Below are 14,242 nucleotides of genomic sequence, written 5' to 3'. Positions count from 1 at the left end.
AGAACAGTGTTCAGCGTCTGTGGGACTCTATTACCGCCTATCAGTTTCACGAAATGAGGTCACCCCATGCTCACCACCCTGGCCGTGGCCAACTACCGTTCCATCAATCAGTTGGTGGTGCCCCTGGCCCGGCTGAATCTGATCACCGGCCCCAATGGCAGTGGCAAATCCAACCTTTATCGCGCCCTGCGCTTGTTGGCCGAAACCGCCCAGGGGGGTGTGGTCAATGCCCTGGCCCGTGAAGGCGGCCTGAGCTCGACGTTCTGGGCCGGGCCTGAGGTGATCTCCCGCCGCATGAAGCTGGGCGAGGTTGATGTCAACGCCAGCGTGCGCCAGGAAGCCAAGCGCCTGCGCCTTGGTTTTGCCGGAGAAGACTTCAGCTACGCCATCGCCCTGGGCTTGCCGATACCCGGACGCACGCAGTTCAACCTCGACCCGCAGATCAAGCATGAGAGCCTCTGGGCAGGGCCTTTTTACCGCCCGGCCAGCGAGCTGGTTGAACGTAAAGGCCCCATGATCCGCGCCCGTGACGGCCGCAACTGGCAGGTGTTGGCACAGCACACGCCGCTTTTCGACAGTCTGTTCGATCAGGTCGGCAGCTTGCAGGCATCCCCTGAAGTGTTGCAGTTGCGCGAGTCCATCCGTGGCTGGCGTTTTTACGATCACTTTCGCACTGACCCCGACGCGCCTGTGCGCCAACCACAACTGGGCACGCGCACGCCGGTGCTGCATCATGATGGCCGTGATCTGGCCGCTGCGTTGCAAACAATCCTTGAGGTCGGCAACCCTGAAGCCTTGCATGCCGCGATCAGCGATGCATTCCCTGGCGCACGGCTGGAAATCGAATGTGTGCCCGGCGGGCATTTTTATATCGAGTTTTATCAAGAGGGGCTGCTGCGCCCGTTGTCTGCCGCCGAGCTCTCGGACGGTACCTTGCGCTATCTGCTGCTGGTTGCGGCTTTGCTGACCCCGCGTCCGCCGAGCATGATGGTGCTCAACGAACCGGAAACCAGCTTGCACCCCGATTTGTTGCCCGCGCTGGCGCGGCTGATCATCAGTGCTTCGCAGCACTCGCAGGTGTGGGTGGTATCCCATGCCCGGCGTCTGATCGCCGCCCTGCAACAAGACCCTGAGTGCAACTGCATCGTGCTGGAAAAAAACCTTGGCCAGACAGAAGTGGTCGGCCAACGCATGCTGGACCAGCCCGCCTGGTATTGGCCCGACAAATAAAAACGCCGACGCTATAAAAGCCGTCGGCGTTTTCAGTAGCCTGGCGTGTAATCAGAACGCTGGCAGTACCGCACCTTTGTATTTTTCAGCAATAAAGGCTTTTACTTCAGGGCTGGTCAGGGCCTTGGCCAGCTTCTGGATTGCGACGCTGTCCTTGTTGTCAGGGCGGGCAACCAGGAAGTTCACGTATGGCGAATCAGCACCTTCGATGATCAGCGCGTCAGTGGCCGGGTTCAGGCCTGCTTCCAGCGCGTAGTTGGTGTTGATCATGTCCAGGTCAACCTGGTCCAGCACCCGTGGCAGCAGTGCGGACTCAAGTTCCTTGAACTTGAAGTTGTGCGGGTTCTTGGCGATGTCCTTCGGGGTCGACACAGCGTTGGTCGGGTCTTTGAGTTCGATCAGACCGGCCTTTTGCAGCAGAATCAGGGCACGGCCGCTGTTGCTGCCTTCGTTAGGGATAGCGATGGTTGCGCCGTCTTTAAGCTCGGACAGGTTTTTGACTTTCTTCGAGTAGCCACCGAAGGGTTCAACGTGAACACCGATCACGGTGGTCAGGTTGGTGCCTTTGCCTTTATTGAAGCTTTCCAGGTATGGAAGGGTCTGGAAGTAGTTGGCGTCCAGGTGTTTTTCGGCCACTTGCACGTTAGGTTGCACGTAGTCGGTGAACACTTTGATTTCCAGATCCACGCCTTCTTTGGCGAGGGTTGGTTTGATCAGCTCAAGGATTTCGGCGTGAGGCACCGGCGTAGCGGCAACCACCAGTTTTTCGCCAGCCTGTGCCAGGCCTGCAGTCAAAGCAGCCGCCAATGCGGTAAACAACAGAACCTTTTTCATGCGATACCCTTATGTGTGTGACCGTTCGTATGACGGTTTTCCTGGAAGACGAAGCGGACAATACCGAGTTTCTTTATTCCAGAACAATAATATTTATTCAGCTTCTTATGCCATTTTGTTCACTTGAGTTTTTTTGGGAGCGGGCTTGCCCGCGATAGGAACGCCGTGGTGTGACAGATACACCGCGTCGCTGCCATCGCGGGCAAGCCCGCTCCCACAGGGTCAAGGCAACAACTGCCTGATCGCCGCCAACTCCTGCGCCGTGGCGCCTTTTATAAACAGCTCGATCTGGCTCAGGGCGTCAGGCAGGTTCAAGTGCTCGGGCTGGATCTCCTCGCCCGTGCTCACCAGCAAAGCAAAATGAATCACGTTTTCCAGCTCACGGGTATTGCCCGGCCAGCTGTGGCGCTCAAGTACCCGCTGGGCTCTGTCGCTGATAAACGGCACGGGCAGGTTCAGGCGCTGGCTGTAAATGCCCAGGAAATATTCGGCCAGCGAAAGGATGTCTCCCGGCCGCTCGCGCAACGCGGGCAAGTCCAGCCGCCCTTCGCTGAGGTAGTGATACAGCCGCTCGTGGAATTTTCCGGCAGCCACCGCCTGCGCCAGATCGATACTGGTGGCCGCCACCAGGCGCACGTCCACCGGGCTCGGTTGATGGGCGCCCACACGGGTAACTTCGTGGGTTTCCAGGGCCGCCAGCAGCTTGGTCTGGATTGCCCATGGCAAGTCGCCGATTTCGTCCAGATAAAGAGTCCCGCCATTGGCCGAACCAAACCACCCGGCGCGGCTGCTGGCCGAACTGCTGTGTGTTCCGGCGGCATAGCCAAACAGCTCGGCGTCAGCGTAAGTGGGGCTGATGGCACCGCAATTGACTGACACAAACAGGCCGGTGCGGTCACTGGCGCGGTGGATATGTCGAGCGAGCAGCTCTTTGCCGCTGCCGGTTTCACCACGAATCAGCACGGGCAAGGCGCGCGGCGCGAGCAGCTCCAGATCGTTGCGTAATTGGCGCGAGCGGGGGTCGACAAACACCAGCGCTTTGGCGCGAATGCTCAGCGGGCTTTTTTCCGCGTCAGGAAAGGTCAGCAGCGGCTGACCGAAGGTTTCATGCAGGCTCATGGCAGGCTCCCGCCCGCCGCCGGAGGGTGGGCGCGGGCGTTACAGGAATTCACGCGCGACGCAGGGCGCCGTGCTCGATACGGGTTTGCAGGCGGTATAAAAAGGCGAAGCCTTGCTCCCAGCGCTGGTGTCCGGATTTAACGTTGATATGCCCGGCGCCGCTGATGATGCCGATCTCGGCGCCCCATTGACGGGCAAATTCCATAGCCCGTGGCGCGCTGACAGCACCATCGTTATCCGAGCTGACGATGTGGCTTGGAAAAGGCAACGACCGGGTCGGGATCGGGGCAAAGTTGCGCAAGGCCGGCGCACAGGCCGGGCGCTCGACGTCTGCCGGGGCCACCAGCAACGCGCCGCGCACTTGGTTTAACAGGCTTTCTGGCGCACGCTCGGCCCAATGGGCTACGGTAATGCAACCCAGGCTGTGGGCGATCAGGATCACGGGGGTGCTGTCGGCAGCAATGGCTTCGGCCAGGGCGGCGATCCAGTCTTCGCGGCGGGGCGTCAGCCAGTCGGCCTGCTCCACCCGAGCACTGTTCGGCAAGCTGTTTTGCCAGTGGGTTTGCCAATGATCGTCGGACGAACCTTGCCAGCCCGGCACTATCAAATAGCGAATCGAATCGTTGCCCATGGGTGTGCGCCTCCAGCGGTATGTGTGTTACCAAGTCAGTATAGGGACGGTTTTTAGATTCGCTAAGGAATAAGAAGCTATTTGTTTATAACTAAAAATAAAAACTTGAGGGTTGTGCACCATGAAAAGCCTGGTCGACCATTTGAGCCAATATGCTGCCTATCACCGCGACCCGCACAATATCGCCACGCATTTCGTGGGCATCCCGCTGATCGTGATTGCCGTTGCAACCCTGCTGTCGCGCCCGCAATGGATGGGTATTTCACCGGCAGTGCTGGTGATGCTGGCCAGTGCCGTGTTTTACCTGCGCCTTGAGTTGCGCCTGGGGTTGTTGATGACGCTGCTGCTGGCTTTGACGGTGTGGCTGGGGCACGCGCTGGCGGGGTTGGGCACCGCTGCCTGGCTGGGCTGGGGCATTGGACTGTTTGTGGTGGGCTGGGTGTTCCAGTTTGTCGGGCATTACTACGAGGGGCGCAAGCCGGCGTTTATCGATGACGTCACCGGGCTGATCGTGGGACCGCTGTTCGTGGTGGTGGAACTGGGGTTTTTGCTGGGCTGGCGCGAGGATTTGCGTCGAGAGATGGCGCTGCGCGCCGGTTAGCGCATTGTGGGAGCGGGCTTGCTCGCGATTGGGCCACCGCAGGGTGAAAGAGTCACCGCGTCGTGGCCATCGCGGGCAAGCCCGCTCCCACAAGGGCAGGTCAGCGCTTGAACGCCTGATGCAACTGCGCCAGGGTTTCGAAGTGGTACTTGGGTGCAAACGAGTTCAGCTCTTCAAAGCTGCCAAAGCCATAGCCCACCGCCGCTGCGTCCATGCCGTTGTCGCGGGCACCGATCAGGTCGTGCTTGCGATCACCGATCATCAGGGTTTGCGCCGGGTCCAGTCCTTGTTCGTTGACCAGATGGGCAATCAGCTCAACCTTGTTGGTGCGGGTACCGTCCAGCTCGCTACCGTAGATCACCTTGAAGTGCCTGGCGAAATCAAAGTGGCGGGCAATTTCGCGGGCATAGATATGCGGCTTTGAGGTAGCGATAAACAGTTGGCGGCCCTGTGCAACCAGCTCTTCCAGCAAGGGAGTGACACCCTCGAACACTTCATTTTCGTACAGCCCGGTCACGGCAAAACGCTCGCGGTAAAAGCCCATCGCTTCCCACGCCTTCGCCTCGTCGAAGCCATAACTGGCCATGAACTGTTGCAGCAGCGGCGGGCCGATAAAGTGCTCGAGTTTGCTCAGGTCTGGCTCATCAATGCCCAGTTTGCTCAAACCGAACTGGATTGAGCGGGTGATCCCTTCCCGTGGGTCGGTCAGGGTGCCATCGAGGTCGAACAATACGTTCTGGTAATGCATGCAGGGCTCCAAAAAGGGGGGCTTAAACGGGCTGGTCGTAGCCTTCGGCCAAGTGCTGGTCCTTGAGCTTGACGTAATTGCCGGCACTGTAGGTAAAGAAGGCCTTTTCTTTTTCGGTCAATTCGCGCACTTGCTTCACCGGGCTGCCCACATACAGAAAGCCGCTGGCCAGGCGTTTGCCCGGCGGCACCAGACTGCCCGCACCGACGATCACGTCGTCTTCAATCACGGCGCCGTCCATCACGATGCTACCCATGCCGATCAGGATGCGGCTGCCCACGTTACAGCCGTGCAACATGACTTTGTGGGCGATGGTCACGTCATCACCGATCAGCAGCGGGAAGCCTTCAGGGTTGAAGGGCCCGGCGTGGGTGATGTGGAGTACGCAACCGTCCTGCACGCTGGTGCGCGCACCGATGCGGATGCGGTGCATATCGCCGCGAATCACGGTCAGTGGCCAGATGGAACTGTCGGCGCCGATTTCGACGTCACCGATCACCACCGCCGAGCGATCGACAAAGGCACGCTCGCCCAAGGTCGGTGTGTGCTGCTGGAATGGACGAATGGACACAAATAGCTTCCTTCTTTAGCCGTAATAGGGCGTTGCAATGCTGCGGTCAGCGTCGATTGTAATTAAGATGAGCCAATGTTTCTTCCAGCCAAGGTGCCAAACGTGAGCGAGAACAACCCTCTATTGCAGCCCTATGACCTGCCGCCGTTCTCGGCGATCCGTCCTGAGCACGTACAGCCGGCCATCGAGCAGATCCTCGCCGACAACCGTGCCGGCATTAAAGCCATCCTCAAGGATCAGGGCCAGAACCCGACATGGGCAGGCCTGGTATTGGCGATGGATGAGTTGAACGACCGGCTGGGCGCGGCCTGGAGCCCGGTCAGCCACCTTAACGCGGTGTGCAACAGCGCAGAGCTGCGTGAAGCCTATGAGGCCTGCCTGCCGGCATTGAGCGCTTACTCCACCGAGATGGGCCAGAACCGCGAACTGTTCCAGGCCTTTGAAGCCCTGGCCCACAGCCCGCAAGTCGGCGACTTCGACCAGGCCCAGAAAACCATTCTTGAGCATTCGCTGCGCGACTTCCGCCTGTCGGGTATCGACCTGCCGGAGGCCGAGCAAAAGCGTTACGCCGAGGTACAAAGCAAGCTTTCCGAGTTGGGCAGCAAGTTCTCCAACCAGTTGCTGGACGCCACCCAGGCCTGGACCAAGCACATCACCGACGAAACAGCACTGGCGGGCCTGACCGACTCGGCCAAGGCGCAAATGGCGGCTGCCGCACAGGCCAAGGGCCTGGACGGCTGGCTGATCAGCCTCGAGTTCCCCAGCTACTTCCCGGTGATGACCTACGCCGAAGACCGCGCCCTGCGCGAAGAAGTCTACGCGGCTTACTGCACCCGCGCCTCGGACCAGGGCCCGAATGCCGGCAAGTTCGACAACGGCCCGGTGATGGAAGAAATTCTCGACCTGCGCCAGGAGCTGGCCAAGCTGCTGGGTTTTGCCAGCTTCGCCGAACTGAGCCTGGCCACCAAAATGGCCGAGACACCGGATCAGGTGCTGACCTTCCTGCGTGACCTGGCCAAGCGCAGCAAGCCGTTCGCTGCCCGCGACCTTGAGCAACTGCAAGCCTACGCCAGCGAGCAAGGTACCCCTGAGCTGAAAAGCTGGGACACCGGCTTCTTTGGCGAAAAACTGCGTGAGCAGCGCTACAGCGTGTCGCAAGAAGCCCTGCGCGCCTACTTCCCGATCGACAAGGTACTGGGCGGGCTGTTCGCCATTGTCCAGCGCCTGTACGGCATCGAAATTGCCGAAATCAAAGGTTTCGATACCTGGCACCCGGATGTTCGCCTGTTCGAAATCAAGGAAAACGGCCAGCACGTCGGGCGCTTCTTCTTCGACCTCTATGCCCGCGCCAACAAGCGTGGCGGTGCCTGGATGGACGGTGCTCGCGACCGTCGCCGCACCGCAGCCGGCAAGCTGCAAAGCCCGGTGGCCAACCTGGTGTGCAACTTCACTCCAGCCGTTGCGGGCAAGCCTGCACTGCTGACCCACGACGAAGTGACCACCCTGTTCCACGAATTCGGCCACGGCTTGCACCATATGCTGACCGAGATCGAACACGCGGGTGTGTCGGGCATCAACGGCGTAGCCTGGGATGCGGTCGAGCTGCCGAGCCAGTTCATGGAGAACTGGTGCTGGGAACCTGAAGGCCTGGCGCTGATTTCCAGCCACTACGAAACCGGCGAAGCACTGCCAAAAGACCTGCTGGATAAAATGCTCGCAGCCAAGAACTTCCAGTCCGGGCTGATGATGATTCGTCAGCTGGAGTTCTCGTTGTTTGACTTCGAACTGCACGCCACCCACGGTGACGGTCGCAGCGTTGCGCAGGTGCTTGACGGCATCCGCGACGAAGTTTCGGTGATGCGTCCGCCTGCCTACAATCGCTTCCCGAACAGCTTTGCGCATATTTTCGCCGGCGGTTACGCCGCGGGTTACTACAGCTACAAGTGGGCAGAAGTGCTGTCGGCCGATGCGTTCTCGCGTTTTGAAGAAGAAGGCGTGTTCAACCCGCACACCGGCAAAGCGTTCCGCCAGGCGATCCTGGCCCGTGGCGGCTCGAAGGCCCCGATGGAGCTGTTCAAGGACTTCCGTGGCCGTGAGCCGTCGATTGACGCCCTGTTGCGTCACAGCGGCCTGACCGAGGACTCGGCAGCATGAGTGATGCACCGGTGAACGTGAGCAAAAAACGCTTTATCGCCGGGGCTGTCTGCCCGGCGTGCAGCGAACCTGACAAGTTGATGATGTGGAACGAAGACGAAGTGCCGCACCGCGAATGCGTGGCCTGCGGTTATTCGGATACGTTGAATGAACAGGGTTTGTCGGTGCCCAAGGAGTTGGGTACGCGGGTCAATACGTCAGCGCTGAAAAAAGCACCGGATCCCAAGGTGCAGGCGGTGCAGTTTTTTCCTAATCCGAAACTGAAAAAGCCCTGAAGATCAACAGCCCCTCACCCTCTCCCTCCGGGAGAGGGTTGGGGTGAGGGCGCTCGTGCTTTTAAGCCTTCTGCCACACCTTGGGCTTGAAGAACAACGTCTCGCCGCGCGCCAGATCGGTCAGGCTGTCATGGTCCTTGACCACTTCCACTTCGATCAACTCGCTCTGCCCTTCAACCTTCAATGTCACCCGGGTGGTTGCACCCAATGGGCGAATGTCACGCACCTCTGCAGCATGATGGTCTTCGATCTCGTGACGCGACAGTGACACTTCATGCGGACGGAACAGCACATGCTGGTCCTCACCGATATGCAGGCGGTTGGAGTCACCCAGGAAGTGATACACAAAGTCGCTGGCCGGGTTTTCATAAACTTCGCCCGGTGAGCCGATCTGCTCGATTACACCCTTGTTCATCACCACGATACGGTCGGCGACTTCCATCGCTTCTTCCTGGTCATGGGTCACGAACACGGAGGTCAGGTTGATATCTTCGTGCAGGCGCGCCAGCCAGCGGCGCAGTTCTTTGCGCACCTTGGCGTCCAACGCACCAAACGGCTCGTCCAGCAGCAGTACCTTGGGTTCTACCGCCAGGGCACGGGCCAGGGCGATACGCTGACGCTGACCGCCTGACAGCTGCTCAGGGTAGCGATCCGACAACCAGTCCAGCTGCACCATGTTCAGCAACTCGTGGACTTTTTCAGCGATGCGGGTTTCGCTCGGGCGTTCCTTTTTCGGCTTCATGCGCAGGCCGAAAGCCACGTTATCGAACACCGTCATATGGCGGAACAAGGCGTAATGCTGGAACACAAAACCGACGTTGCGATCACGCACATCGTGCCCAGAGACGTCTTCACCGTGGAACACGATGTTGCCTTCGTCCGGGGTTTCGAGGCCGGCGATAATGCGCAGCAAAGTGGTCTTGCCGCAGCCCGACGGGCCGAGCAGGGCCACCAGCTCACCGCTATGAATGTCCAGATTGATGCTGTTCAGGGCCTTGAAGGCATTGAAGTTCTTGCTGACGTTACGGACTTCGATCGACATGGTTTATTCCTCCGCGGCGCTGGCGCGCAGGCGGTTAATACGGGATTCGCTCCACTGCTTGAGCAGCAGGATGAAGAGCGCCAGGATCAGCAACAGGGTGGCCACGGCGAAGGCGGCAACGTGGTTGTATTCGTTGTAGAGAATCTCGACGTGCAGCGGCAGGGTGTTGGTCACCCCGCGAATGTGCCCGGAAACCACCGACACCGCACCGAACTCACCCATCGCCCGCGCAGTACACAGCACCACGCCGTAGATCAGGCCCCATTTGATGTTGGGTACGGTCACGTGCCAGAACATTTGCCAGCCGTTGGCGCCCAGCAGGCGTGCGGCCTCCTCTTCCTGAGTGCCCTGCTCCTGCATCAGCGGGATCAGTTCCCGGGCCACAAAGGGCACGGTCACGAAGATGGTGGCCAGCACGATACCCGGCAAGGCGAATACGATCTGGATGTCGTGGTCCTGCAACCACGGACCGAGAAAGCCCTGCGCGCCAAACATCAGCACGTAGACCAGACCGGCGATCACCGGTGAGACCGAAAACGGCAGGTCGATCAGGGTGACCAGGATGCTCTTGCCGCGAAAGCTGTACTTGCTCACGCACCAGGCCGCGCTGACGCCGAAGACCACGTTCAGTGGCACCGAAATCACCACGGCGATAATGGTCAGCTTGAGGGCCGACAGGGCGTCGGGTTCGAGGATGGCGTCGAAAAAAGTACCGACCCCCATTTTCAAACCCTGGGACACCACGATCAGCAGCGGCAGCAGCAGGAACAGGGTAAAAAACAACCAGCCGAAGCCGATCAGCAGGCGCCGCGACAGCGGGCTGCCACGGCGGGCGGCATTGGCCACGGATGAAGCGCTCTGTGTTGAGCTGGACATGGTCAGGCCTCCTTCACGGTTTTTCGATGCGACGCTGAATCAAATTGATGATCAGCAGCAAAATGAAGGAAACCACCAGCATCATCACGCCAATGGCCGTGGCGCCGGTGTAGTCGTACTGGTCCAGCTTGACCATGATCAGCAGCGGCAGGATTTCGGTTTTGAACGGCATGTTACCCGCGATAAAAATCACCGAGCCGTACTCGCCCACACCGCGGGCAAAGGCCAGGGCAAAACCGGTCAACCAGGCGGGCAGCAAGGCTGGCACCAGGATGTAGCGGAACACTTGCAGGGGCTTGGCGCCCAGGCAGGCAGCGGCTTCTTCGATTTCACGGGGGATATCGGCCAGCACTGGCTGCACGGTGCGCACTACAAACGGCAGCGTGACGAACGTCAGTGCCAGGGTGATGCCCATCGGGGTGTAGGCAATCTTGAAACCCAGGTCGTTGGCGAACTGGCCGATCCAGCCGTTGGGGGCGTACAGGGCTGTCAGGGCGATACCGGCCACGGCAGTCGGCAGGGCAAACGGCAGGTCGATCATGGCATCGATGACCTTGCGTCCGGGGAAGGTATAGCGCACCAGCACCCAGGCCAGCACGGTGCCGATCACGCCGTTGATAATGGCGGCGACAAAGGCGGTGCCAAAGCTCAGTTGCAGGGCGGCCAGCACCCGGGGGGCAGTGATAATGGCCCAGAACTGGTCCCAGGTCAGTTGGGCGGCATGCACGAACATCGCAGCCAGCGGGATCAGCACAATCAGACTGAGGTACACCAAGGTGTAGCCCAGTGTCAGCCCGAAGCCGGGTATGACGGGGGAGATACGACGAGACATAAGAGTCCTTGGTTAACGCACGAAGCCCGCAACTCGGTCGCGGGCTCTATGTTCTAGCTTTCAGCGAGGCCAAAGGCCCCACCCCACAGGTTACTGCGCCTGGTAGATCTGGTCGAACACACCACCGTCATTGAAAAATTTCGGCTGCGCAGTTTTCCAGCCACCGAAGTCTTTGTCGATAGTCACAAGTTCCAGTTTCGGAAACTGCTGTGCGTACTTGGCAGCGATTGCTGCGTCACGCGGGCGGTAGAAATTTTTTGCAGCAATTTCCTGGCCGGCCGGGCTGTACAGGTGTTCGAGGTAGGCTTTGGCGATTTCGGCATTGCCCTTTTTATCGGCGTTTTTGTCGACTACAGCCACTGGCGGCTCAGCCAGGATCGACAGGGAAGGTACGACGATGTCGAATTTATCGGTACCGCCATCCTCCTTGAGTGCCAGGAATGCTTCGTTTTCCCAGGCCAGCAACACATCACCCTGACCGTTGTTGACGAAGGTGATGGTCGAACCGCGTGCACCGGTGTCCAGCACTGGCACGTGTTTGAACAGGGTTTTTACATATTCTTTGGCTTTTTCTTCGTTGCCGCCGTTGGCTTTCAGGCCGTAAGCGTAGGCTGCAAGGAAGTTCCAGCGCGCGCCGCCGCTGGTTTTAGGGTTCGGGGTAATGACCGATACGCCGTCCTTGGTAAGGTCGCCCCAGTCCTTGATGCCTTTAGGGTTGCCCTTGCGCACCAGGAACACGATGGTCGAGGTGTACGGGGTGCTGGCGTCCGGCAGGCGGGTTTGCCAGTTTTCCGGCAGCGAGCCCTTGTTCAGCCTGGCGATTTCGTCGATGTCACCGGCCAGGGCCAGGGTTACCACGTCAGCGCGCAGGCCGTCGACCACGCCGCGGGCCTGTTTGCCCGAGCCGCCGTGGGATTGCTGGATTTTGACGTTGTCACCCGGGTGGCTGGCTTTCCAGAACTGGGTGAACTCAGTGTTGTAATCCTGGTACAGCTCGCGGGTTGGATCGTAGGAAACGTTCAACAACTCGTAATCTTTGGCTACAGCGGAGCCAGCAAAAATGGCACTGGCCAGCGCGGCCAAAGCGTAACGGCGTAGGGACATAGGTGAGGCTCCAAAGCATTTTTTAATTTTTATTGAGCGCACTCAGGTGAATGCGCTTGAACGATTCAGGCGTTTTTCTGACTCGGGTTTTGCAGGCGGAATTTCTCTTTGCGTTCGATCTGCACCACTTGCGCGTTATGCACAGTGATTTCCACAGCACCAAAGCGCAGGTCTCGCAGCGCGCTCTGGATTTCCCGCAGGATGGTTGCTTCGTCCTGGCCGTCAACGCTACGCAGAGATGCGCTCATGGTGCTGCTCCTGAAAATGGGGTGCCGACAGGGTTGCTGGCGTAGGGGCAATAGTAGTGAGGTGTAGATATTCTTAAAAATACTATTTAAGAATGTTTATATAACTGAAAGCTCAAAATAGGCGCTTGAGCACCATGTGTAGCAGCTGCCGAGGGCTGCGTCCGGTTGCGAAGCGACCGTAAATACTGCGCGCGATGTTTTTCTGACACAGCCCAGGGTTCGGTTTTACGACCGCGGCGCGGCCGGACGCAGCCTCGTTCCTTCGGCAGCTGCTACGAATTTCCCAGCGGCAAAGTGGGACGCGACTACACTCCAACTGCCTTATAACGACAGGATGTTTTGCAAAGGTGGGAACTGTTGCTGGACAGTCAGCACAAGTGGGATCACCTTAGAGCGGCTGTCGTCTTTTCCTGCATAGTCTGGAGTCTTTATGTCGTTTACCCCTGAGTTGGTTGCCGAACTGGAAGTCCTTGCACTGTTTGACTTGGAAAGTACCCTTGAGGGCCTGAAGATTCATCAACATGCCGCGCCAGAAAAAGTCGCCGCGGCGCAGCGCCTGTTCGAGAAAAAACTGATCGATCAACCCGATGGTGGCTATCTGACAAGCCTGGGACGTGATGCTGCCGAAAGTGTCCAAGTACTGCTGTCGATTCTTGTTGAATCCAAAGAAGTTGCCTGACGCCACGCCCCGCCCTCGGGATCTGAACGATTAATGATTCCGCGGGCACACTTATCTCCGCCCGCACTGAACCAGAGAACTGAGCGACAGGTTCTCCAGCAGTTGCGTGGGCGCTTTTTGCGCGTCAATCAGGGTCGCCTGGCCCGAGCGGTAGAGGGGCTGGCCCCTCGCCAACAAGCGCTACTGAACCTGTTGGCGCTGCTCTTTCATATCAATCACCCGCTCTTGCCCGGTTATGTGTCTGACTGCACTCCCGCCGGGGTGTCGGGTTATAAACCTGACGCACTCGCCCTCGCCTCTGCCCGACATCTGATTCACGACTTTTCTTGCAGCATGGGCAACGCTTGCCAGTCACAACCGATCCATGGGCTTTTTTTGATGGGCAGCCTCGGCACATTGGCCCAGACCGCGCAAAGCGATATGGACGTGTGGGTTTGCCTCGCTCCGGACTTGAATGATGCCGCCGTGTCGGCCTTGCGCAAAAAATGCCGACGCCTGGAAGCTTGGGCGACGAGCCAGGGCTGTGAAGCACACTTCTTTTTGATCGATGCACAATTGCGCAACGACGAGGGCGACGAGCCACGACAGAGGTTGTTGCTCGATGAGTTTTATCGCACCGCCATCTGGCTCGCCGGGCGCACACCGATGTGGTGGTGGGTGCCGGTGCATGAGGAAGCGCGGTACGCTGAATTCGCCTGTGGGCTACTGGAAACAGGGGTAATCGACCGTGACGAAACCATTGATCTTGGCCACCTAGCCCATATTGCCCCCGGCGAGTTTCTGGGCGCCGGGCTGTGGCAATTGCTCAAGGGCATTGAGGCGCCCTACAAGTCGCTGCTCAAGCTGCTGCTGATTGAGGTGTACGCCAGCGAGCACCCGCAGGTGAGCTGCCTGAGCCTGGGGTTCAAACAGAGGGTGTACGCCAATCAACTGGACCTGGATGAGATGGACCCCTACGTGGTGGTTTACCGACGTATTGAGCGTTACCTGGAGGGCCGGGGTGAGTTGCAGCGACTGGAACTGGTTCGCCGCAGCCTCTACCTGAAGGTCGGCCACGAGTTGAGCAATGGCGAGGCAGGCATGTTGTGGCAGCGGCGGTTACTCAAGCGCCTGACCCGCGAATGGGGCTGGGATGAGCAGCACCTGGCAATGCTCGACAATCGCTCGCAATGGCAGGCGCAGCAGGTCAGTCATGAGCGTCGGGCCCTGGCCCGGGAGCTGAGCGTCAGCTACCGGTCTTTGCGTCAGTTTGCCCGTGACGAGCAAACGCCTGCGCTGTGACATGACTGATCCGGAAG

General features: G+C 59.2%; 15 protein-coding genes and 1 pseudogene. 6 read left to right on the top strand and 10 right to left on the bottom strand.

The window, feature by feature from the left end; genetic code table 11:
• Positions 1-66 precede the first annotated feature (66 nt).
• Positions 67-1,230, top strand: coding sequence for an AAA family ATPase (locus V6L81_RS04345; protein ID WP_095020495.1), 1,164 nt, complete (start codon positions 67-69; stop codon positions 1,228-1,230).
• Between the two features lie 51 nt (positions 1,231-1,281).
• Here V6L81_RS04345 and V6L81_RS04340 read toward each other — a convergent pair whose 3' ends face one another.
• From V6L81_RS04340 to V6L81_RS04330, 3 genes are all read right to left on the bottom strand, one after another.
• Positions 1,282-2,064 carry a MetQ/NlpA family ABC transporter substrate-binding protein gene (locus tag V6L81_RS04340; RefSeq protein ID WP_095017848.1) on the bottom strand — a complete coding sequence of 261 codons (783 nt, stop codon included), beginning with the start codon at positions 2,062-2,064 and terminating at the stop codon, positions 1,282-1,284.
• Between the two features lie 222 nt (positions 2,065-2,286).
• On the bottom strand, positions 2,287-3,183 hold the full coding sequence (locus V6L81_RS04335) for a sigma 54-interacting transcriptional regulator (RefSeq protein ID WP_094999764.1): 897 nt from the start codon (positions 3,181-3,183) through the stop codon (positions 2,287-2,289).
• Positions 3,184-3,232: 49 nt separating this feature from the next.
• On the bottom strand, positions 3,233-3,814 hold the full coding sequence (locus V6L81_RS04330) for an alpha/beta hydrolase (RefSeq protein WP_094999763.1): 582 nt from the start codon (positions 3,812-3,814) through the stop codon (positions 3,233-3,235).
• 121 nt (positions 3,815-3,935) lie between these two features.
• Between V6L81_RS04330 and V6L81_RS04325 the strand changes: the two genes are divergently transcribed.
• Positions 3,936-4,415 (top strand): DUF962 domain-containing protein, encoded by a 480-nt coding sequence (locus tag V6L81_RS04325; protein WP_094999762.1) that lies wholly within the window; start codon positions 3,936-3,938, stop codon positions 4,413-4,415.
• Between the two features lie 100 nt (positions 4,416-4,515).
• Here V6L81_RS04325 and V6L81_RS04320 read toward each other — a convergent pair whose 3' ends face one another.
• Both V6L81_RS04320 and V6L81_RS04315 read right to left on the bottom strand, forming a co-directional pair.
• Complete coding sequence (locus tag V6L81_RS04320) at positions 4,516-5,163, bottom strand: HAD family hydrolase (protein ID WP_094999761.1); 648 nt, start codon at positions 5,161-5,163, stop codon at positions 4,516-4,518.
• A gap of 22 nt (positions 5,164-5,185) precedes the next feature.
• Positions 5,186-5,734 (bottom strand): gamma carbonic anhydrase family protein, encoded by a 549-nt coding sequence (locus tag V6L81_RS04315; protein WP_094999760.1) that lies wholly within the window; start codon positions 5,732-5,734, stop codon positions 5,186-5,188.
• Between the two features lie 102 nt (positions 5,735-5,836).
• Between V6L81_RS04315 and prlC the strand changes: the two genes are divergently transcribed.
• Together prlC and V6L81_RS04305 are read left to right on the top strand one after the other, a co-directional pair.
• Positions 5,837-7,888 carry an oligopeptidase A gene (gene prlC, locus V6L81_RS04310; protein ID WP_130872177.1) on the top strand — a complete coding sequence of 684 codons (2,052 nt, stop codon included), beginning with the start codon at positions 5,837-5,839 and terminating at the stop codon, positions 7,886-7,888.
• Entirely contained in the window at positions 7,885-8,163 is a 279-nt protein-coding gene (locus V6L81_RS04305) for a YheV family putative zinc ribbon protein (protein ID WP_094999759.1), read from the top strand. Before prlC ends, V6L81_RS04305 begins: the two co-directional genes overlap by 4 nt.
• A gap of 61 nt (positions 8,164-8,224) precedes the next feature.
• Here the strand turns inward: V6L81_RS04305 and V6L81_RS04300 are convergent, their stop codons facing one another.
• From V6L81_RS04300 to oscA, 5 genes are all read right to left on the bottom strand, one after another.
• Positions 8,225-9,205 (bottom strand): sulfate/molybdate ABC transporter ATP-binding protein, encoded by a 981-nt coding sequence (locus tag V6L81_RS04300; RefSeq protein WP_094999758.1) that lies wholly within the window; start codon positions 9,203-9,205, stop codon positions 8,225-8,227.
• A gap of 3 nt (positions 9,206-9,208) precedes the next feature.
• Positions 9,209-10,081 carry a sulfate ABC transporter permease subunit CysW gene (cysW, locus tag V6L81_RS04295; protein WP_094999757.1) on the bottom strand — a complete coding sequence of 291 codons (873 nt, stop codon included), beginning with the start codon at positions 10,079-10,081 and terminating at the stop codon, positions 9,209-9,211.
• A gap of 13 nt (positions 10,082-10,094) precedes the next feature.
• The gene (cysT, locus tag V6L81_RS04290; RefSeq protein ID WP_095017851.1) at positions 10,095-10,913 is read right to left on the bottom strand and encodes a sulfate ABC transporter permease subunit CysT; all 819 of its coding nucleotides are present in this window, start codon (positions 10,911-10,913) and stop codon (positions 10,095-10,097) included.
• Positions 10,914-11,003: 90 nt separating this feature from the next.
• Positions 11,004-12,017 (bottom strand): sulfate ABC transporter substrate-binding protein, encoded by a 1,014-nt coding sequence (locus V6L81_RS04285; protein WP_095017852.1) that lies wholly within the window; start codon positions 12,015-12,017, stop codon positions 11,004-11,006.
• Between the two features lie 65 nt (positions 12,018-12,082).
• On the bottom strand, positions 12,083-12,265 hold the full coding sequence (gene oscA, locus V6L81_RS04280; protein WP_016782652.1) for a sulfur starvation response protein OscA: 183 nt from the start codon (positions 12,263-12,265) through the stop codon (positions 12,083-12,085).
• A 430-nt stretch (positions 12,266-12,695) separates the two neighbouring features.
• Between oscA and V6L81_RS04275 the strand changes: the two genes are divergently transcribed.
• Positions 12,696-12,944 carry a TIGR02647 family protein gene (locus V6L81_RS04275; RefSeq protein ID WP_094999754.1) on the top strand — a complete coding sequence of 83 codons (249 nt, stop codon included), beginning with the start codon at positions 12,696-12,698 and terminating at the stop codon, positions 12,942-12,944.
• 36 nt (positions 12,945-12,980) lie between these two features.
• Positions 12,981-14,222, top strand: a pseudogene (locus tag V6L81_RS04270) (class I adenylate cyclase); the annotation flags it as partial.
• Positions 14,223-14,242: the final 20 nt, after the last annotated feature.

The sequence above is a fragment of the Pseudomonas bubulae genome, assembly GCF_037023725.1.
Classification (GTDB): domain Bacteria; phylum Pseudomonadota; class Gammaproteobacteria; order Pseudomonadales; family Pseudomonadaceae; genus Aquipseudomonas; species Aquipseudomonas bubulae.
This window is presented reverse-complemented; position numbering and strand designations above follow the sequence as displayed.